The sequence below is a fragment of the Rhizorhabdus phycosphaerae genome, from assembly GCF_011044255.1.
In the GTDB taxonomy this organism is placed as follows: Bacteria; Pseudomonadota; Alphaproteobacteria; order Sphingomonadales; family Sphingomonadaceae; genus Rhizorhabdus; species Rhizorhabdus phycosphaerae.
On the sequence record NZ_CP049107.1, the window covers coordinates 612,468 to 630,283 of the forward strand.

The window sequence follows — 17,816 nt, forward strand, 5'->3', positions numbered from 1 at the left end:
TTCAGCCGAGCGCCTTCTTGAGCAGGTCGTTGACGACGCCGGGATTGGCCTTGCCCCCCATCGCCTTCATCGTCTGGCCGACAAAGAAGCCGAACAGCTTGTCCTTGCCGCTGCGATATTCGGCGACCTTGTCGGCGTTCGCCGCCATGACGTCGGCGATCACCTTCTCGATCGCACCAGTGTCGCTGGTCTGCTTGAGCCCGCGCTCCTCGACGATCTTCGCGGGATCGTCGCCGGTTTCGAGCATGATCTCGAACACCTGCTTGGACAGCGTGCCCGACAGCGTGCCGTCGGCGACGAGGCCCAAGAGTTCGGCCCCCTGCTTCGGAGTAACCGGGCTTTCGCCGATCGACTTGCCGAGGCGGTTGAGCGCACCAAAAAGGTCTGAGATCAACCAGTTGGAGGCCTGCTTTCCGACTTCCGGCCCGGTCTTGCCGGTCGCATCGAGCAGCGCCTCGAACCAGCGGGCAGTCTCGACGTCCGAAGTGATCACCGCCGCATTGTAAGCCGAAAGCCCCAGCTCGCCCTCGTAACGGGCGCGCTTGGCGTCCGGCAGTTCCGGGAGCTCCGCGCGGCAACGCTCGATGAACTCGTCGCTCAGTTCGAGCGGGAGAAGGTCGGGATCGGGGAAGTAGCGATAATCATGCGCATCTTCCTTCGACCGCATCGAGCGCGTTTCGTTGCGGTCGGGATCGTAGAGGCGCGTTTCCTGAACGATCTTGCCGCCGCTTTCGAGCACGTCGACCTGACGGTTCGCCTCGGTCTCGATCGCCGCCATGACGAAACGGACCGAGTTGACGTTCTTCGTCTCGGTGCGGGTGCCGAAGGGCTCGCCCACCTTGCGCACCGACACATTGACGTCGGCACGCATGGAGCCCTCCTCCATATTGCCATCGCACGAGCCGACATAGCGGAGGATGGATCGTAGCTTTCGGAGATAAGCCCCTGCTTCTGCAGGAGAACGCATGTCAGGCCGCGACACGATCTCCATCAGCGCCACGCCCGACCGGTTGAGGTCGACATAGGAGCGCGTGGGATGCTGGTCGTGCATCAGCTTGCCGGCGTCCTGCTCGACATGGATGCGCTCCACACCGATCGTCTTGGCTTCCTTGATGCCGGCCTTCTCGTCGGCATCGATCGTGATCGTGCCCTCGCCCACCAGCGGATGGTAAAGCTGCGAGATCTGATAGCCCTGCGGCAAATCGGCGTAAAAGTAATTCTTGCGGTCGAAGCGCGACCAGCGGTTGATCTGCGCGCCGATCGCCATGCCGGTCTTGACGGCCTGGCGGATACACTCCTCGTTCGGAACGGGCAGCATGCCGGGCATCGCCGCGTCGATCAGCGAGACGTTCTGGTTCGGCTCCGCGCCGAAGACCGCCGAAGCGCCCGAGAAGAGCTTGGCGTTGGAGACGACCTGCGCATGGACTTCAAGGCCGATCACGACCTCCCATTCGCCGGTGGCGCCCTGGATACGATAGCTGCTCATTTCGCCCACCAATTCTGCGGCCGGGCCGCGAAGCCTGCCCGCTGCTCGATCGCGAGACCGGCATTGAGGACGCCCTGCTCGTCGAGCGGGCGGCCGATGATCTGAAGGCCGAGCGGAAGCCCCTGCCCGTCCAGCCCGGCCGGCACCGACATCGCCGGTACGCCGGCGAGGCTTGCGGGGACGGTGAAGACGTCGTTGAGATACATCTCCAGCGGATCGGCATTCTTCTCGCCGAGCGCGAAGGCCGCCGATGGCGCCGTCGGGGTCAGCAGAACGTCGACCTTCTTGAAGGCCTCCTCGAAGTCGCGGGCGATCAGCGCCCGCACCTTCTGCGCCTTGGTGTAATAGGCGTCGTAGAAGCCCGCCGAGAGCACATAGGTGCCGATCAGGATACGGCGCTTGACCTCGGGACCGAAGCCGGCCGCGCGGGTTGCCGCATACATGTCCTGCAGATTGGCGCCGTCGGGCAGGTCGCGCAGCCCGTAGCGCACGCCATCATAGCGTGCGAGGTTGGACGAGGCTTCCGCCGGTGCGATGATGTAATAGGTCGGCAGCGCATAGCGCGTGTGCGGCAGCGACACGTCGACGATCTCGGCGCCCGCGTCGCGCAGCCATGCGATACCCTGCTGCCACAGCGCGTCGATCTCCGCAGGCATGTTTTCAACCCGATATTCCTTTGGAATACCGACCTTCTTGCCCCTGAGATCGCTCGACAAATTCTCTTCCCAGCGCGGGACGGAGACGTCGAGCGAGGTCGAGTCCTTCGGATCGAAACCCGACATCGCCTCGAGCAGGATGGCGCTGTCGCGGACGTCCTGGGCCATGGCCCCCGCCTGATCGAGCGACGAGGCGAAGGCGACGATGCCGAAGCGCGAGCAACGGCCATAGGTCGGCTTGATGCCGGCAATGCCGGTGAACGCTGCGGGCTGACGGATCGAGCCGCCGGTGTCGGTGCCGGTCGCCGCCGGCACGATCCGCGCCGCGATCGCGGACGAGGAGCCGCCCGAGGAACCGCCGGGGGCGAGCGGCGCATTGCCGCCGTCATTCCGGCGCCACGGCGAGATCACATTGCCGAAAGCGCTCGTCTCGTTGGACGAGCCCATAGCGAACTGGTCGAGGTTGAGCTTGCCGAGCATGCCCGCCCCCGCCGCGAACAGCTTGGCGGTCACGGTCGATTCATAGGTCGGCACGAAGCCTTCCAGCATCCCGCTCGCGGCAGTCGTCTGATAGCCGGCAGTGCAGAACAGGTCCTTGATGCCGAGCGGAATGCCCGACAGGGGCAGCAACTCGCCTGCGCCCCTCGCGCGATCGGCCGCCTCGGCCGCTGCGATCGCATGGTCGGGCGTTTCGATGATGAAGGCGTTGAGCGGCTTGGCACCCGCAACCGCCGCGTTGAACGCCTCGGCTACCTCGCGGGCCGAGAACTCGCCGCCGCGGAAGCCGTCGCGCAGGCCGGCGATGCCCAGATCGGTTATAGCGCTCATTATTCGATCACCTTCGGAACCGCGAAGAAGCCATGTTCGGCCTGCGGCGCATTCGCCAGCACCTTGTCGCGAATGTCACCGTCGGTGACGACGTCGGCACGGAGACGCTGATGGTTGGGGATGACGGCGGCCAGCGGCGCGACACCATCGGTGTCGACTTCGCCGAGCTGCTCGATCCAGCCCAGGATGTTGTTGAGTTCGGGAACCATGGCTTCGACATCGCCGTCGGTAACGGCGATGCGCGCCAGGCTCGCGATCTTGCGGACGGTTGCGGCATCGACTGACATGGCCGCGCGGCTAGCATCCGGGCCGTGCGGCGGCAAGGGTGGCATGACGTACCGCTGCCGAAACACCCGGCTCCGCTTCGGCCCCGCAGGGGGTGGCAATCAGATTGGACGCATGCGCGATTGCCCGCTACGCACTTGCCCCGATCGTCACTGATGTCGCACTCGCAGACGGAGCCGTCCTTGCTCGCTCGCCGTTTCCTCTACCTGATCGCGGGGTTGATCGTGCTCACCTTGGCCGCCGGACTGACCTGGTCGCTGTTCCAGGACCAGCTGTTGCGCATGACCTTCGTTCCGGGTGGACGTTTCGATGCCGCCGCGGCGGGGCCCGCCCCCGACTATCGCAGCGCCGCCGCCTGGCTCTCGCGACCCGACCTGCCCGACGATCCGGCCCGCTGGCTACCGGAAGGGGTCGCACCGACCGCGACCAAGCCCGAGATCGCCGTCTTCTACGTCCCGCCGACGACCTATTACAGCAAGGCCAGCTGGAACGCGCCGATCGCCAGCGCCGAGTCGCGCCAATGGCTGCGCGTGTTCGCCTGGAGCGAGGCGAGCGCGTTCAACGGCATCGGCGCGATCTGGGCGCCGCGTTATCGCTCGGCGACGCTCGGCACCTTCATGACCGACGTCCCCGATGCGGCGAAGGCGCTGGACCTTGCCTATGGCGATGTCGAGCGCGCCTTCGATGCATTTCTCGACCAGCTGCCCGCCAACCGGCCGATCCTGCTCGCAGGGCATAGCCAGGGCACGGTGCACCTGATGCGGCTGCTCAGGGACAAGGTGGCGGGGAAGCCGGTCGCCAAGCGCATCGTCGCCGCCTATCTCGTCGGCTGGCCGATCTCGGTGGAGGCGGACGTGCCGGCCCTGGGCCTCGAAGCATGCACTCGCGCCGATCAATCCGGCTGCATCCTGTCCTGGCAAAGCTTCGCCGAACCCGCCGAACCCCGCCAGATCCGGCAGATTTTCGAATCCTCGGTCGGCCTGACGGGCGCTCCGCGAAAGAGCACCACGATGTTGTGCGTCAACCCGCTCACCGGCCTGCCTGCCAGCGCCGCCGCTCCCGCTGCAAATTGCGGCGCGCTGATGCCGAGCGGCGACTATATGGGTGCGACGTTGAAGCCGGGAGTTGTCGGCGCGCGCTGCGATTCGTCGGGCGTGCTGCTGATCGGCGCGCCGCCCAAGGGCTTCGACCGGTTCGTCATGCCCGGCAACAACTATCATGTGTTCGACTATGCGCTGTTCTGGGCGAACATACGTGCCGATGCCGCGCGGCGCGGCGCAGCGTTCCTCGGCCGATGATAACCACGTCCACCCTCGAATTCCGGGAGGCGCTGCCCAAACGCGGGCGCCTCGCCGGGCTCGACGTCGGCACAAAAACGATAGGCATCGCCCTGTGCGATGCCAGCTGGACGATCGCCAGCCCGGCGGAGACGGTCCAGCGCACGAAGTTCAGCGTGGACGCGGCCAAGCTGCGCCAGCTGGCGACCGCGCAGTTGGTCAAGGGCCTGGTGATCGGCCTGCCGCTCAATCTCGACGGCAGCGATTCGCCGCGCACCCAGTCGGTCCGCGCCTTCGCCCGCAACGTCGAGGCGATGGACCTCCCGATCCTGCTCTGGGACGAGCGCTGGTCGACCCAGGCGGTCACCCGCACCCTGCTCGACGCTGATGCGAGCCGCGCCCGTCGCGCCGAACTGGTCGACAAGCTGGCCGCGTCCTACATTCTGCAGGGTGCGATCGACGCAATGATCTGAGGCGCGATCACGGCCCAATGGCCGCTTGAGGTCGGCCCCGCCCTGCCCTATGGCGCGGCTTTGATGTCACTATCCTTTCCGCACCGCCATCTCACCGGCATTTACGGGCTTCTGCCCCATGAGATCCTGTTCCTGCTCGACGAAGCCGAGCAGTGGATCGCGCTCAATCGCGCAACCAGCAAGCATGACGATCGCCTGTCGGGGCTGACGCTGATCAATGCCTTCTTCGAAAACTCGACACGGACCCTGCTGTCCTTCGAGATCGCGGGCAAGCGCCTGGGTGCCGACGTCGTCAACATGCAGGTGGGCGCGTCGAGCGTGAAGAAGGGCGAGACCCTCATCGACACCGCAATGACGCTCAACGCGATGCGCGCCGACATGATCGTGATCCGGCACCAGTCGTCGGGCGCGGTCCAGCTGATCGCCGACAAGGTCGACTGTCCGGTGCTGAACGCCGGCGACGGGCGCCACGAGCACCCGACCCAGGCGCTGCTCGACGCGCTGACGATCCGCCGCCGCAAGGGCCGGATCGCCGGGCTGGTCGTGGCGATCTGCGGCGACATCCTGCACAGCCGCGTCGCGCGCTCGAACATCCTCGCGCTGACCACTCTGGGCGCCGAAGTCCGCGTGATCGCTCCGCCGACGCTGATGCCGGCGGCGATCGACCGGATGGGCGCGATCCCCTTCAGCGATTTCGACGCAGGTCTAGACGGAGCCGATGTGGTGATGATGCTCCGGCTTCAGAACGAGCGCATGGACGGCGCCTATCTTCCGTCCCCCCGCGAGTTCCACGCGCTTTACGGCCTCACCCCCGAGCGCCTGGAGCGCGCGGCGCCCGACGCACTCGTCATGCATCCGGGCCCGATGAACCGGGGCGTGGAGATCACCAGCAGCGTCGCCGACCACCCGACGCGTTCGGCAATCACAGAACAGGTCGAGATGGGCGTCGCCGTCCGCATGGCCTGCCTCGACGTGCTGACCCGCAAGCGGCGCGGCGTGGAGGGCTGGGCATGACCGCTTCGCTCGCCATCCTCAATGCGCGCATCGTCGATCCCGTCGCTGGAACGATAACGAACGGCGGCATTCTTATCCGCGACCGCCGGATCGCCGCGGTCGGCCTGTTCGATACCCCATCGGACGTGAGCGTCATTGACGCGGGCCGCGCGCATGTCGCTCCGGGCCTGATCGATCTTGGCGTCTTCTCGATCGACATGAAGGCCTTTACGGCGGGCGGCATCACCCGCGCGGTGCTGATGCCCGATCAGTCGCCGCCGCTCGACCACAGCGCGCTGGTCCAGCGCGCCGCAGCGGCAGGAAAACCGGACCTGTGGATCCACCCGCTGGCGGCCGCCACCAAGGGGCTCGAAGGCTCCGAACTGGCCGAGATCGGCCTGATGAAAGCCGGCGGCGCCTGCGCCGTCGCAACCGGGCGACAGTGGATTGCCGATGCCGGCGTCATGCACCGGGTGCTATCCTACGCGAACGCTCTGGGTCTGGTCGTGGTCAGTCACGCCGAGGATGGCGGTCTGACCGCCGGAGCAGTCGCGACCGAGGGCGAATATGCCACCCGCATGGGCCTGCCTGCCGCGCCCGCCATTGCCGAGGCCATGGCGGTGGCGCGCGACATAATGCTTGCCGAACAGAGCGGCGCGCGTCTCCACTTCCGCCAGCTGACGACCCGGCGCGCGTTCGACCTCGTTCGCGACGCCAAGCTCCGCGGCCTGCCCGTCACCTGCGGCGTCAGCCCCGCGCATCTGCTGCTGTCGGACATTGCGGTGGGAGGCTTCCGGACCTTCGCTCGCCTCTCGCCCCCACTTCGCGCCGAAGATGATCGTCAGGCCGCACTCGAGGCGCTGGCCGATGGCACGATCGATCTTCTCTGCTCCAGCCATGATCCGCTCGGTCCCGAAGCCAAACGGCTCCCCTTTGCCGATGCGGAGCCGGGCATGTCGGGCGCGGAGACGCTCCTCGCACTGTCGCTGTCGCTGGTCAGGGATGGCCGCATCGGGCTGCCGCGACTGATCGAACTGCTGTCGACGGCGCCGGCTGGCCTGCTCGACCTTCCGGGCGGATCGCTTGCCGTCGGCGCGGAAGCCGATCTCATCCTGTTCGATCCCGACAAGCCCTGGCGGATCGTCTCGGACGCCATGGCTTCGCACGCCGGCAACACGCCGTTCGACGGGCTGCCGGTGCAGGGAAAGGTGCTTCAGACGATCAAGGGCGGCGTTGCTTTAGGCTGATCGCAGGCTACTGCGCCTGCGAAAGGAGCGTGGCGTCCCGTACAGGCTGATCCTCTTCAGCTGACCGTGGCCGAGCACCGGCATCGTGTCGGACGCACAGACGGCGACGAGCCGCACGGGAAAGCGATTTGCGCGCCCCGACAGCGTCATCCCCCGCCGCGAGCCGGCGCGGTAGAGAGAGCGACCATTACCGGCGGCGGGCGCAGCGGACGGCACGGCTTCGGTCGGATTCGCTTCGGTGGCCCGGGTTGATCGCATTCTGGGCGGCCCGGAATAGGCCGTCGGCCTTACGCCGTCCTGCTCCAGCCTGTGGTCGACCGCCATCATATTCGGTCCGGCGCTGTTGGCTTTCGCAGAATCGACCGATGCCGATCGGATCGGATCATCCAGAAGGGCCAGCTGCTCCGGCATGCCGGGATCGGCCTGCGGCACGACCCCGATCAATGCCCCCATTTGCAGGGCCGGCGCATCCCGAAGCTGCGCGATCATGGCCCAGCGACGCAGCCGCTCAGCCATGCGCTCCGGCGGTACGTCCTGCGCCGCGATCGCCGCTGCGTTCGCCCACCGGCCGGCCAGTGCTTCCACGAAAGCGAGATTCTGTCTGATGCGCGGGCTTGCCCGTTCATCGCGCGCCGCGTCGCCAAGCAGTTGTCGTGCGCGGTCGATATCGCCCGCGAGGGCAAGGGCAAGACCGATGTCCGCCTCGCGCCCCTGCACAGCCATCGCATCGATCCGCGTCAGGGCATCGGCCTTCTTGCCCAGCGCAAGCTGCACCATGACGAGTTTGAACGACGCTCCGTTCAGCTCCGGATCGAGGCGAAGGGCATCCGCCAATGCCTGTTCAGCGGAAAGGAAGCGACCGGCCGCGAGATAAGCACCACCCAGCATATAGCGCGCCTGTGCATGCGCCGGGTGATGGCGAACTTCATTCTCTGCCGAGCGAACCAGCGGTTGATCGGAGCGCGATATATTGTCCTGCTCCGCCGCGAGGGGGGCGGATAGGGCGTGTTCGGCCGACGGCGGCGTAGCGCTCCCCGTTCCGGGAAGCAGCAGCAATACCGCCCCCAAACCCGCCATATTGCTGTTGCGCACCATGCTCCGTCATCCCCGCCCAAAGGAAGTCGGGGGAAAGCTAAACGGCCGGCGCTAAGCTATGGTTAATGCACACATGGCGATGCCGGGGGCGACGCGTTGGGGGCTATCGACAGCCTGCCATCTCGCGCTATCAACGGTTTAGAAGATGCCGGCAGAAAATCGGGGGCGGTTGACGATGAAGAGCTTTGTGCTGGGCCTTGCGCTGGTCGGCATGGCTGTGGGCGCTCCGGCTCTTGCCGGCGTCAAGGAAGGCGTGGATGCCTGGAAGGCCGGCGACTATGCCAAGGCGATCGGCGAATGGCGCGGGCCCGCCGAAGCGGGCGAGCCCGATGCGCAGTTCAACCTGGGCCAGGCATATAAGCTGGGTCGCGGTGTCCCCGTCGATCAGGCCCAAGCTCTGTCCTGGTATCGCAAAGCCGCCGCCTCCGGCCATGAACAGGCGCAGGCCCTGCTCGGTCTGATGCTGTTCCAGGGCGGCCAGCGCGAAGAGGCCATGACTTGGCTGCGCAAGGCAGCCGATCGCGGCGAGGGCCGAGCGCAATATGTCGTTGGCACCGCCTATTTCAACGGCGATCTGCTGCCCAAGGACTGGGCACGCGCCTATGCCTTCATGCTCCGCGCCCAGGCCGCCAAGGTCGGCGCAGCGAACCAGAGCCTGATGCAGATGGAACAGGTCATCCCCGACAACCAGAAGCAGGCGGGCATCGCCATCGCGCGCGAAATCGAACGCACCGCCATGCTCCGAAGCAACGAGATGTCCGGCCCGGCCGACACGCCGCTGACCATGCGTACCACCGTCGTTCCTTCGCCGGTAGGACAGACAAGCGTGCCGCCTTCGACAACGCCTCCCGCTCCCGCCCCGGTAATGGCACAGACAGCACCCACAGCGCCATGGAAGGCCCCGAGCGTCGCGGCCCCGTCAGCAGCCGAGCCATCGCCTGCCCCCGCAAAGTCGGTGGCGACGAAGCCGGCGGCGGTCGCTTCCCCTCCCGCCCGCACCACACAGCCGGTCGTGGCGGCCGCTGGTGGCGGGTGGAAGATTCAGCTCGGCGCCTTCTCGAGCGCCGACGCGGCACGCAATGCCTGGACATCGCTCTCCGCCAAGGCAGGTCTCAAGGCACTGACGCCGACCTACACGCCAGTGAAGACGCTGACCCGGCTTCAGGCAGGACCGCTGGGCTCACGCGCAGCCGCGCAGCAAGCCTGCGCGGCCGTCAAGGCGACGGGCACCACCTGTTTCGCTGTAGCGCCCTGAACCCGCCGCTCAGATGACCCACTCTCTACGCGCATAGCCCTGCGCGTAGAGCAAAGCGGTCAGGTCGCAATGGTCGACGCGCGCGCCTGCTGCCGCCGCCGTCTTGGGTTTGGCGTGATAGGCGACCCCCAGGCCCGCTGCCTGGATCATAGGAATGTCGTTGGCCCCGTCGCCGACCGCGAGGCAGGCCTCGGGCGCGATGCCGTGCGCCGCCGCTTCGGCAAGCAGCGTCTCGCGCTTGGTCGACGCGCCGACAATCGGACGGGCGACGGTTCCGGCAAGCTTGCCGTCGACGATCTCCAATATGTTCGAGAGAGCGCGGGTGAAGCCGATCTCTTCGCCGACACGGTCGGCAAAAGCGGTAAACCCGCCCGACACCAGATAGCAGTCTGCGCCGTTGGCCCGCATCGTGCGCACCAGTTCGCGGGCACCGCCCATTATAACGACACGTTCGGCATGGCAGCGATCGATCACCGATGCGTCCAATCCCTTGAGCAACGCCACGCGCGCGTCGAGCGCTCCCTCGAAGTCCAGCTCGCCGCGCATTGCGCGCTCGGTGATTTCGGCGATCTGGGGTTTGATCCCGGCATAATCCGCGAGTTCGTCGATGCACTCGATCGTGATCATCGTCGAATCCATGTCGGCGACCAGCATCTTTCGCCGACGTTCGGCTTCGACCTGCACGATGACGTCGACGCCGGCGACGACGTCCTCGAGCGCCGCGCGCACCGCGACGGCGTCCCCGTCGAAGCGGATGTCGCAGGCAATGCCGTCCTCCAACCAATCGCTGCCGACCGGACGACCTCCCGCAGAGCGAACATGGTCGAGCGCGGCCGAAATATCCCCTGCGGAGAGCCGTTCGGATGCTATCAAGGTGGCGATGAACACGAGCAATTCCCCATCGAAGATTCCGGTCGCGCTTATTGCGGGGCCGACGGCCAGCGGCAAGTCCGCATTGGCGGTGCGGCTTGCCGAATTGGCCGATGGCGTGGTGATCAACGCCGACGCCAGCCAGGTCTATGCCGATCTGCGCGTCCTGTCGGCCCGGCCCGACGAGGCCGAGGAGGCGCGTGCGCCACATCGGCTGTTCGGCTATCGCGACGCCGCGACCGCCTGCAGCGCGGCGGACTGGGCACAGGATGCCCGGCGCGCGATCGAGGAGGCGGCCAGCCGCGGTCGGCTGCCGATCCTGGTGGGCGGTACCGGTCTCTATCTGCGCACGCTGCTGTTCGGCATCGCCCCCGTGCCGCCGATCGACCCTGACATCCGGGCGACAGTGCGCGCCCTGCCCGCTGCCGAGGCCCATGCAGCCCTGCAGAGCGAAGACCTGTCCATGGCGCATCTTCACCCGAACGATGCCAGCCGGATCGCGCGCGCGCTGGAGGTCGTGCGATCGACGGGCATGTCGCTCTCCCAGTGGCAGACGAAGCTGGAGGGTGGGATTGCCGACCGGATCTCGGTCGCCGCGCGCATCCTTCTGCCCCCCCGACAGTGGCTACGCGACCGTTGCGATCGGCGCTTCGAAGCCATGCTGGAACAGGGGGCCATCGAAGAGGTAGAAAGGCTCGTGAAGCGGAAGCTCGATCCCGCTTTACCGGCCATGCGCGCGATCGGCGTGCCCGAGATCGCCGCCTGGATCGACGGGAGGATCGACCGCGAAACCATGGTGACTCAGGGGCAGGCAGCGACGCGCCAATATGCCAAGCGGCAATATACCTGGTTCCGTCACCAGCCGCCGTCAGCATGGTCGACGGTCGAAGCGCAACTCGATGACACCCTGAACGATAAAATAGCAATTAAATTACACGAAGAGACGTTGACACTATAGTTTATTGCCTTTAGGCAGCCCGCCTTCAACTAGCGCGCTGCGGCGCACAAGGGGATTTGACATGACTGCCGAGATGACCGGTGCCGACATATTGCTCCAGGCGTTGACCGACCTGGGCGTGGAGGTCGTATTCGGCTATCCGGGCGGCGCTGTCCTCCCCATCTATGATGCCCTCTTCAAGCAGAAGCGCATTCGCCACATTCTCGTGCGCCACGAGGCCGGCGCCGTCCACGCAGCCGAGGGCTATGCCCGCTCGACCGGCAAGCCGGGCGTGGTGCTCGTCACCTCGGGTCCGGGCGCGACCAATGCCGTGACGGGTATCGCCGACGCGTTGATGGATTCGATCCCGCTGGTGATCCTCACCGGCCAGGTCGGAACGCCGCTGATCGGGACCGACGCCTTCCAGGAATGCGACACGGTCGGCATCACGCGCCACTGCACCAAGCATAATTATCTGGTGAAGGACCCGGCCAAGCTGGGCGACGTGATCCATGAGGCCTTCCACATCGCCACATCGGGCCGACCGGGTCCTGTCGTGGTCGATCTGCCGAAGGACGTGCAGGTGGCGAGCGCAGCCTATCGCAAGCCCTCGATCCAGGCGCTGCCGCACAAGGGTTATCGCCCGCAGGTCAAGGCCGACACTGCACTGCTGGAAACCGCCGTCGAGATGCTCGCCGCAGCCGAGCGGCCGATCCTGTACACCGGCGGCGGCATCATCAATGCCGGCCCGCTCGCCAGCCAGGTGCTGCGTGAGCTCGCCCGTATAACCGGCGCGCCCGTGACATCGACGCTGATGGGGCTCGGCGCGTTTCCGGCCTCCAGCCCGCAATGGCTGGGCATGCTGGGCATGCACGGCACCTATGAAGCCAACATGGCAATGAACCGCGCCGACCTGATCCTGTGTCTTGGCGCGCGGTTCGACGACCGCGTCACGGGCCGGCTCGACGCCTTCTCGCCCCATTCCAAGAAGATCCACATCGACATCGACCGGTCGTCGATCAACAAGACCGTGCGTGTCGACCTCGGCATCGTCGGCGACGTCGGCCGCGCGATGGAGGACATGGTCAAGCTGTGGAAGGCGCGCCAGCACAGCGCCCAGGACCTGTCGGGCTGGTTCGCGCAGATCGACGAGTGGCGCGCGCGCAAGTGCCTGAAATATCCGGCCTCGACCAAGGAGATCATGCCGCAGCTGGCCATCCGCAAGCTGTGGGAGGCAACGCACCAGCGCAAGCCGATCATCACCACGGAGGTTGGTCAGCATCAGATGTGGGCTGCCCAGCATTTCGACTTCGATGCGCCGAACAAGTGGCTGACTTCGGGCGGTCTGGGTACCATGGGCTATGGCCTTCCTGCCGCGATCGGAGCGCAGCTCGGAAATCCGAATGCCCTGGTGATCGACATCGCCGGCGAGGCGTCGATCCAGATGAACATTCAGGAGCTCGGCACGGCGACGCAATATCGCCTTCCGGTGAAGATCTTCATTCTCAACAACGAATATATGGGGATGGTGCGCCAGTGGCAGGACCTGACCTATGCCGGGCGCTATTCGGAATCCTATAGCGATGCCCTGCCCGACTTCGTCAAACTGGCAGAAGCCTATGGCTGGAAGGGCATTCGCATCGAGGATCCAGTCGATCTGGAAGCAGGCATCGCGGCGATGATCGCGCATGACGGCCCGGTGATGGTCGACTGCCGCGTTGCCAAGCTCGCCAACTGCTTCCCGATGATTCCGAGCGGGGCGGCGCACACCGACATGATCCTGGAGGCCGACGAGGTGGTCGGCGAGATGGACGACGAGGCCAAGGCGCTCGTCTGATCCCTCCCCCACCCCTTCGACAAGAGATCCGATATGCACATCAAGCAACAAGAAACCGAACGGCACACCTTGTCGGTGACCGTGGACAACGAATCCGGCATCCTCGCCCGGATCGCCGGCCTGTTCTCGGCGCGCGGCTATAATATCGACAGCCTGACGGTGGCCGACGTCACCGAGGATGAGAAAATCAGCCGCATCACCATCGTCACCACCGGCACGCCCGAGGTGATCGAGCAGGTCGTCGCCCAGCTTGACCGCATGATTCCGGTCCACAAGGTCACCGACCTGACGGCGCTCGGCCCGCATGTCGAACGCGAACTAGCCCTGGTGAAGGTCGTCGGAACGGGAGACCAGCGCATCGAAGCGCTGCGCCTGGCCGAGGTTTACCGCGCCCGCGTGGTCGACGCGACGATCTCGAGCTTCATCTTCGAGGTCACCGGCGGAACGGAGAAGATCGACAAATTCCTCGAGCTGATGCGCGAGGTCGGCCTGGTCGAGGTGTCGCGCACCGGCGTCGCGGCAATCGCCCGGGGCAAAGAGGCGCTTTAACGGCGACAGGAACAAGCAGGCTCGACGGACGGGCACCTGCCCGTTACGGGGCCAATCACATTTTCAAAACAGGCGACCGTCTCCATCCGGATGCCGGGCCGCGTCACAGGGAAGCACATCATGCGCGTCTATTATGATCGTGATGCCGACATCGGCCTCATCAAGGGCAAGAAGGTTGCCATCGTCGGCTATGGCAGCCAGGGCCATGCCCATGCCCAGAACCTGCGCGATTCCGGCGTAACCGAGGTTGCAATCGCGCTGCGCCCGGGTTCGGCGACCGCCAAGAAGGCCGAAGGTGCCGGCTTCAAGGTTCTGTCGAACGCCGACGCCGCCAAGTGGGCCGACATCATCATGGTGCTGGCGCCCGACGAGCATCAGGCCGCGATCTACAATGACGATCTGCGCGATAACATGAAGCCGGGCGCAGCCCTCGCCTTCGCCCATGGCCTGAACGTCCATTTCGGCCTGATCGAACCGCGCGCCGACATCGACGTGTTCATGATCGCGCCGAAGGGCCCGGGCCACACCGTGCGCTCCGAATATCAGCGTGGCGGCGGCGTCCCCTGCCTGATCGCGATCGCGCAGGATGCGAGCGGCAACGCGCACGACGTCGCGCTGTCCTACGCCTCGGCGATCGGCGGCGGTCGTTCGGGCGTCATCGAGACGACCTTCAAGGAAGAGTGCGAGACCGACCTGTTCGGCGAGCAGGCGGTGCTCTGCGGCGGCCTCAGCCACCTGATCATGGCCGGCTTCGAGACGCTGGTCGAGGCAGGCTACGCGCCCGAAATGGCCTATTTCGAGTGCCTGCACGAGGTGAAGCTGATCGTCGATCTGATGTATGAGGGCGGCATCGCCAACATGCGCTACTCGATCTCGAACACCGCCGAATATGGTGACATCCACACCGGCCCGCGCGTCATCACCTCGGAGACCAAGGCCGAGATGAAGCGCGTCCTCGACGACATTCAGAAGGGCAAATTCGTCAAGCGCTTCGTCCTCGACAACCGCGCCGGCCAGCCCGAACTGAAGGCGAGCCGCAAGCTCGTCGCCGAGCACCCGATCGAGAAGGTCGGTGCCGAGCTGCGCGCGATGATGCCCTGGATCGGCAAGAACAAGCTCGTCGACAAAGAAAAGAACTAAGCGAGCAATGCCGAAACGGACCGTTTCGGTTTAGGCGATTGTTGAACGGGCGGCAGGCGATAGTCTGTCGCCCGTTCTCGTTTCCGGGAGGATTGCATGAAGACCACCACCTTGGCCCTCGTCATGGGCATTTCGATCGTCGCTTTTCCCCTCTCTGCGCAGATGCCGAAAGCGCCTCCGGGGGCGTCCGACGTCCGCCGCGTCACTGCCGGCACCTATGCCGTCGATCCTGGCCACAGCCAGGTGACGTTTACCGTCAATCATCTGGGCTTCAGCACCTATCGCGGCATGTTCGGTTCGCTGACCGGATCGATGACGATCGATCCCAAGGCCCCCACCAAGGCGAAGGTCTCGATCGACATACCGATGTCGGGAATCACCACCACCGTCGAAAAGCTCGACGAACATCTGAAGGCCGCCGACTTCTTCGACGCGGCGAAATATCCGACCGCCCATTTCGAATCGACCTCTATCCGAGTGATGGGCAAGACCGCGAAGATCAGCGGCAATCTGACGATCAAGGGCGTGACCAAGCCGGTCGTGCTCGACGCCGTCTTCGTCGGCGCCGGCACCATGATGGGCAAGCGCACGATCGGTTTCGACGCGACCACCACGATCAAACGCAGCGATTTCGGCGTCAGCTACGGCATTCCGCTGGTGCCGGATGCGGTTCCGCTGGAGATCAGCGTCGCCTTCGAGAAGCCCGAGGCCTGACCACGCGACGGGGCGGCTCTGGACAGCCGCCCCGCCCCGCTCCATTGATCCGCCGATGATCAGGGCCGGGGACCGCAAAAGCCGCGCTGTGCATGCCGCGATGCTCATGGCCGCCCATTTGGCTGCGGTCATGGGACCGGCGCGGGCGCAAGAGGTGGCGCCCGTCCCCCCTCCGGAAGACCCCGCCACCACCGAAGCCCCCGGAATAGCGCCGAAAGAGGCGCGGCTCGTCCGCGATGGAAAGGTCGTCGAGGCGCAGCGCCAGTTCCTCCGTCGCATCCGCACTGTCCGCAATGTCGAACAGCGGGCCAGGATGACCCAGGACTTCGCTCTGTTCGTCTACCGCGATACGCCAGCCCTCGACGACGATATCGGCGCGCTCATCCTTGACCTGCTGCAACAGGCGATCGACGGCTTCCGCCTCTCCGTTGGCGGTGACGATCCTATCGTCGCCACGGCCCTGATGCAGCGAGCGGAAGTGGAGCGCCTGCTGCATCCCGAAGACCCCGCAAGCTGGGCCGACGTCGCCTATCAACAAGCGTACCGGATTCGCTACGGTCGCCTCGGGCCAGCGGCCGCCGAGACTCTCAGCAGTCTCGTCCCGCTCGCCGAAATCCGCTCACTCCCATCGCGCGTCGGCGACGATCCGGAAGCGGTGGAGAGCATCGCCAGCCTGCTGCGCCAGGTGATCGAGCGCTCGGGCGCCTTGCCCGGCTCCGACGAGGTCCGCCAGCTACGCCAGGACGCCGAGTCGGCCCTGAAGCGGCTGGATGAACGCTATGCCAAAACGGTGATGCGCGGTCGGCGCCCAAGGATTCAGCTTCCGCTGGCCGACGCCACCTGCCCCGCCGCCACGCTTCAGGATGCGATCATCCTGTCCGGGCGGCAACCGGCGCTCGATGCCGTCAGAATACGGTTTCGCAAAGCCGGGCTCGACCTCCAGCCCTGCGGCGCGCTCATGGTCCTTCCGCTCGGCCCGGGAACGGATCCGACCCCTGTGCTCGGCATATTGTCCGACATTTCGGCGGGGCGGGTCGAAGGCGTCGGAATTGGCCTCAACGACGCCCGGCCGACCCGAACGGTCGTTTCAGACCCCGCCGATCCGCTACTGCCCCTGATCGAGCCCTAGACCAGCGCTTCCAGCAGACCGATCAGCGGGCGATCCGCAGGGGGCATGTCCAGCCCGTGCAGTTCGACCGGCCGCACCCATTTGATCGCCGGCGCCTCGATCGCCTGGACCATCCCGCGCCACTTGCGACAGATATAGAGCAGCAGGACCAGATGCCGGTCGCCCAGCGGCTCGCTCGCGAAGCAGGCAGGTGCGAGACAGGCCTGTTCTACATCGATGCCGAGTTCCTCGCGCAGTTCGCGTATCAGCGCGACTTCGGGGCGTTCGCCGAACTCTACCTTGCCTCCGGGAAACTCCCAGAGCCCGGCCATGGCCTTGCCCGCCGGCCGCTGCTGCACAAGGACCCGGCCGTCTCCGTCCACCAGCGCCGCGGCGACCACGAAAAGCGTGCGAGCGTCGATCATGACAACATCCTTAGGAGATTCTTAAATCGTAGCGCTTACGGAATAACCGTGGCGGTGCAAAGCGCAGCCCCAGGCCTGTTCAACGAGGACCGACATGAAGCCTCCGTTTTCGCACCGCTGCCGTCGCAACGCCCGGTTCCGGGCCCTGTTGCGAGACGAAAAGGGTGCCAGCGCGGTCGAATATGGGTTGATCCTCGCCCTCGTATTCCTGGCCGTGATGGGTGCCGTTGTCTCGCTGGGCGGAGCGGTCCAGTCCCGCTGGAACGACATCTCCAACCAGGTTTCCTCGGTCTGATCCCGACGCGATGCTGCACCGCGTTAACCGAATGACAGTAACTCATCCAATATGGTGCGTTTGTTGGCCCCATGGTTGAAGGCCAGCCGGGCCGGGCAAACCACCCGAATTCGGGACTCGGGAGTAAGAGTGATGAAGTTCGTTTCCAAGCTGCTGAAGAACACCAAGGGCGCCACCGCGATCGAATATGGCCTGATCGCCGCGCTCATCGCCGTCGCCGCGATCACCGCCATGACGAGCCTAGGCAACCAGCTCCAGAAGACGTTCACCAACGTCTCCAACAACATGAAAGCAAGCTGAGACCGGCTTCCGGCCTTTTAGCTGACTTTTATCAAGGGCGACCGGC

General features: G+C 65.7%; 19 protein-coding genes. 13 read left to right on the forward strand and 6 right to left on the reverse strand.

The genetic code is table 11. The annotated features are described in order from the left end of the window. Position 1: 1 nt before the first annotated feature. The 3 genes from gatB to gatC are packed head-to-tail and all read right to left on the reverse strand — an operon-like array spanning position 2 to position 3,257. Positions 2-1,486 (reverse strand): Asp-tRNA(Asn)/Glu-tRNA(Gln) amidotransferase subunit GatB, encoded by a 1,485-nt coding sequence (gene gatB, locus G6P88_RS02830; RefSeq protein ID WP_165321737.1) that lies wholly within the window; start codon positions 1,484-1,486, stop codon positions 2-4. Continuing rightward, on the reverse strand, positions 1,483-2,970 hold the full coding sequence (gene gatA, locus G6P88_RS02835) for an Asp-tRNA(Asn)/Glu-tRNA(Gln) amidotransferase subunit GatA (protein WP_165321738.1): 1,488 nt from the start codon (positions 2,968-2,970) through the stop codon (positions 1,483-1,485). The genes gatB and gatA overlap by 4 nt, the downstream gene beginning before the upstream one ends. Further along, positions 2,970-3,257: an Asp-tRNA(Asn)/Glu-tRNA(Gln) amidotransferase subunit GatC gene (gatC, locus tag G6P88_RS02840; protein ID WP_165321739.1), complete on the reverse strand. Its 288-nt coding sequence runs from the start codon at positions 3,255-3,257 to the stop codon at positions 2,970-2,972. The genes gatA and gatC overlap by 1 nt, the downstream gene beginning before the upstream one ends. A gap of 180 nt (positions 3,258-3,437) precedes the next feature. On the opposite strand from gatC, the gene G6P88_RS02845 reads away from it, so the two are divergent. From G6P88_RS02845 to G6P88_RS02860, 4 genes are all read left to right on the forward strand, one after another. Next, entirely contained in the window at positions 3,438-4,553 is a 1,116-nt protein-coding gene (locus tag G6P88_RS02845) for a DUF3089 domain-containing protein (protein WP_165321740.1), read from the forward strand. Further along, entirely contained in the window at positions 4,550-5,005 is a 456-nt protein-coding gene (gene ruvX / locus G6P88_RS02850; protein WP_165321741.1) for a Holliday junction resolvase RuvX, read from the forward strand. The genes G6P88_RS02845 and ruvX overlap by 4 nt, the downstream gene beginning before the upstream one ends. A gap of 63 nt (positions 5,006-5,068) precedes the next feature. Further along, the gene (locus G6P88_RS02855) at positions 5,069-6,019 is read left to right on the forward strand and encodes an aspartate carbamoyltransferase catalytic subunit (RefSeq protein WP_165324862.1); all 951 of its coding nucleotides are present in this window, start codon (positions 5,069-5,071) and stop codon (positions 6,017-6,019) included. Continuing rightward, a complete protein-coding gene (locus G6P88_RS02860) occupies positions 6,016-7,245 on the forward strand; it encodes a dihydroorotase (RefSeq protein ID WP_165321742.1) in 1,230 nt (409 codons plus the stop codon). The genes G6P88_RS02855 and G6P88_RS02860 overlap by 4 nt, the downstream gene beginning before the upstream one ends. Here G6P88_RS02860 and G6P88_RS02865 read toward each other — a convergent pair. Continuing rightward, positions 7,237-8,340: a tetratricopeptide repeat protein gene (locus G6P88_RS02865; protein WP_165321743.1), complete on the reverse strand. Its 1,104-nt coding sequence runs from the start codon at positions 8,338-8,340 to the stop codon at positions 7,237-7,239. The genes G6P88_RS02860 and G6P88_RS02865 overlap by 9 nt on opposite strands. A gap of 175 nt (positions 8,341-8,515) precedes the next feature. Between G6P88_RS02865 and G6P88_RS02870 the strand changes: the two genes are divergently transcribed. Then, the gene (locus tag G6P88_RS02870; protein WP_165321744.1) at positions 8,516-9,595 is read left to right on the forward strand and encodes an SPOR domain-containing protein; all 1,080 of its coding nucleotides are present in this window, start codon (positions 8,516-8,518) and stop codon (positions 9,593-9,595) included. A 9-nt stretch (positions 9,596-9,604) separates the two neighbouring features. On the opposite strand, the gene serB is transcribed toward G6P88_RS02870, so the two are convergent. After that, complete coding sequence (serB, locus tag G6P88_RS02875) at positions 9,605-10,483, reverse strand: phosphoserine phosphatase SerB (RefSeq protein ID WP_165321745.1); 879 nt, start codon at positions 10,481-10,483, stop codon at positions 9,605-9,607. Between serB and miaA the strand changes: the two genes are divergently transcribed. The 6 genes from miaA (at position 10,476) to G6P88_RS02905 (ending at position 16,771) form a co-directional block, all read left to right on the forward strand. Then, positions 10,476-11,423 carry a tRNA (adenosine(37)-N6)-dimethylallyltransferase MiaA gene (miaA, locus tag G6P88_RS02880; protein WP_165321746.1) on the forward strand — a complete coding sequence of 316 codons (948 nt, stop codon included), beginning with the start codon at positions 10,476-10,478 and terminating at the stop codon, positions 11,421-11,423. The two genes, serB and miaA, sit on opposite strands and share 8 nt — an antisense overlap. Positions 11,424-11,484: 61 nt before the next feature. Beyond that, positions 11,485-13,239 carry an acetolactate synthase 3 large subunit gene (locus tag G6P88_RS02885; protein WP_165321747.1) on the forward strand — a complete coding sequence of 585 codons (1,755 nt, stop codon included), beginning with the start codon at positions 11,485-11,487 and terminating at the stop codon, positions 13,237-13,239. Positions 13,240-13,272: 33 nt separating this feature from the next. Further along, positions 13,273-13,788, forward strand: coding sequence for an acetolactate synthase small subunit (gene ilvN, locus G6P88_RS02890; protein WP_165321748.1), 516 nt, complete (start codon positions 13,273-13,275; stop codon positions 13,786-13,788). Between the two features lie 120 nt (positions 13,789-13,908). Then, complete coding sequence (gene ilvC, locus G6P88_RS02895) at positions 13,909-14,928, forward strand: ketol-acid reductoisomerase (RefSeq protein WP_165321749.1); 1,020 nt, start codon at positions 13,909-13,911, stop codon at positions 14,926-14,928. A 96-nt stretch (positions 14,929-15,024) separates the two neighbouring features. Further along, positions 15,025-15,642: a YceI family protein gene (locus tag G6P88_RS02900; protein WP_165321750.1), complete on the forward strand. Its 618-nt coding sequence runs from the start codon at positions 15,025-15,027 to the stop codon at positions 15,640-15,642. A 55-nt stretch (positions 15,643-15,697) separates the two neighbouring features. Continuing rightward, positions 15,698-16,771, forward strand: coding sequence for a hypothetical protein (locus G6P88_RS02905; RefSeq protein WP_165321751.1), 1,074 nt, complete (start codon positions 15,698-15,700; stop codon positions 16,769-16,771). Here G6P88_RS02905 and G6P88_RS02910 read toward each other — a convergent pair. After that, on the reverse strand, positions 16,768-17,175 hold the full coding sequence (locus G6P88_RS02910; protein WP_165321752.1) for a (deoxy)nucleoside triphosphate pyrophosphohydrolase: 408 nt from the start codon (positions 17,173-17,175) through the stop codon (positions 16,768-16,770). The genes G6P88_RS02905 and G6P88_RS02910 overlap by 4 nt on opposite strands. A 94-nt stretch (positions 17,176-17,269) precedes the next feature. Here G6P88_RS02910 and G6P88_RS02915 point away from each other — a divergent pair, with 94 nt between their 5' ends. Together G6P88_RS02915 and G6P88_RS02920 are read left to right on the forward strand one after the other, a co-directional pair. Next, positions 17,270-17,470, forward strand: coding sequence for a Flp family type IVb pilin (locus tag G6P88_RS02915; protein WP_165321753.1), 201 nt, complete (start codon positions 17,270-17,272; stop codon positions 17,468-17,470). A 132-nt stretch (positions 17,471-17,602) separates the two neighbouring features. Then, positions 17,603-17,770: a Flp family type IVb pilin gene (locus tag G6P88_RS02920; RefSeq protein ID WP_165321754.1), complete on the forward strand. Its 168-nt coding sequence runs from the start codon at positions 17,603-17,605 to the stop codon at positions 17,768-17,770. Positions 17,771-17,816: the final 46 nt, after the last annotated feature.

Coding starts and splice junctions, on each gene's coding strand:
- gatB (WP_165321737.1), bottom strand. CDS start 1,486: ATGAGCAGCTATCGTATCCAGGGCGCCACCGGCGAATGGGAGGTCGTG.
- gatA (WP_165321738.1), bottom strand. CDS start 2,970: ATGAGCGCTATAACCGATCTGGGCATCGCCGGCCTGCGCGACGGCTTC.
- gatC (WP_165321739.1), bottom strand. CDS start 3,257: ATGTCAGTCGATGCCGCAACCGTCCGCAAGATCGCGAGCCTGGCGCGC.
- ruvX (WP_165321741.1), top strand. CDS start 4,550: ATGATAACCACGTCCACCCTCGAATTCCGGGAGGCGCTGCCCAAACGC.
- G6P88_RS02855 (WP_165324862.1), top strand. CDS start 5,069: ATGTCACTATCCTTTCCGCACCGCCATCTCACCGGCATTTACGGGCTT.
- G6P88_RS02860 (WP_165321742.1), top strand. CDS start 6,016: ATGACCGCTTCGCTCGCCATCCTCAATGCGCGCATCGTCGATCCCGTC.
- G6P88_RS02865 (WP_165321743.1), bottom strand. CDS start 8,340: ATGGTGCGCAACAGCAATATGGCGGGTTTGGGGGCGGTATTGCTGCTG.
- G6P88_RS02870 (WP_165321744.1), top strand. CDS start 8,516: ATGAAGAGCTTTGTGCTGGGCCTTGCGCTGGTCGGCATGGCTGTGGGC.
- miaA (WP_165321746.1), top strand. CDS start 10,476: ATGAACACGAGCAATTCCCCATCGAAGATTCCGGTCGCGCTTATTGCG.
- G6P88_RS02885 (WP_165321747.1), top strand. CDS start 11,485: ATGACTGCCGAGATGACCGGTGCCGACATATTGCTCCAGGCGTTGACC.
- ilvN (WP_165321748.1), top strand. CDS start 13,273: ATGCACATCAAGCAACAAGAAACCGAACGGCACACCTTGTCGGTGACC.
- ilvC (WP_165321749.1), top strand. CDS start 13,909: ATGCGCGTCTATTATGATCGTGATGCCGACATCGGCCTCATCAAGGGC.
- G6P88_RS02900 (WP_165321750.1), top strand. CDS start 15,025: ATGAAGACCACCACCTTGGCCCTCGTCATGGGCATTTCGATCGTCGCT.
- G6P88_RS02905 (WP_165321751.1), top strand. CDS start 15,698: ATGATCAGGGCCGGGGACCGCAAAAGCCGCGCTGTGCATGCCGCGATG.
- G6P88_RS02910 (WP_165321752.1), bottom strand. CDS start 17,175: ATGATCGACGCTCGCACGCTTTTCGTGGTCGCCGCGGCGCTGGTGGAC.
- G6P88_RS02915 (WP_165321753.1), top strand. CDS start 17,270: ATGAAGCCTCCGTTTTCGCACCGCTGCCGTCGCAACGCCCGGTTCCGG.
- G6P88_RS02920 (WP_165321754.1), top strand. CDS start 17,603: ATGAAGTTCGTTTCCAAGCTGCTGAAGAACACCAAGGGCGCCACCGCG.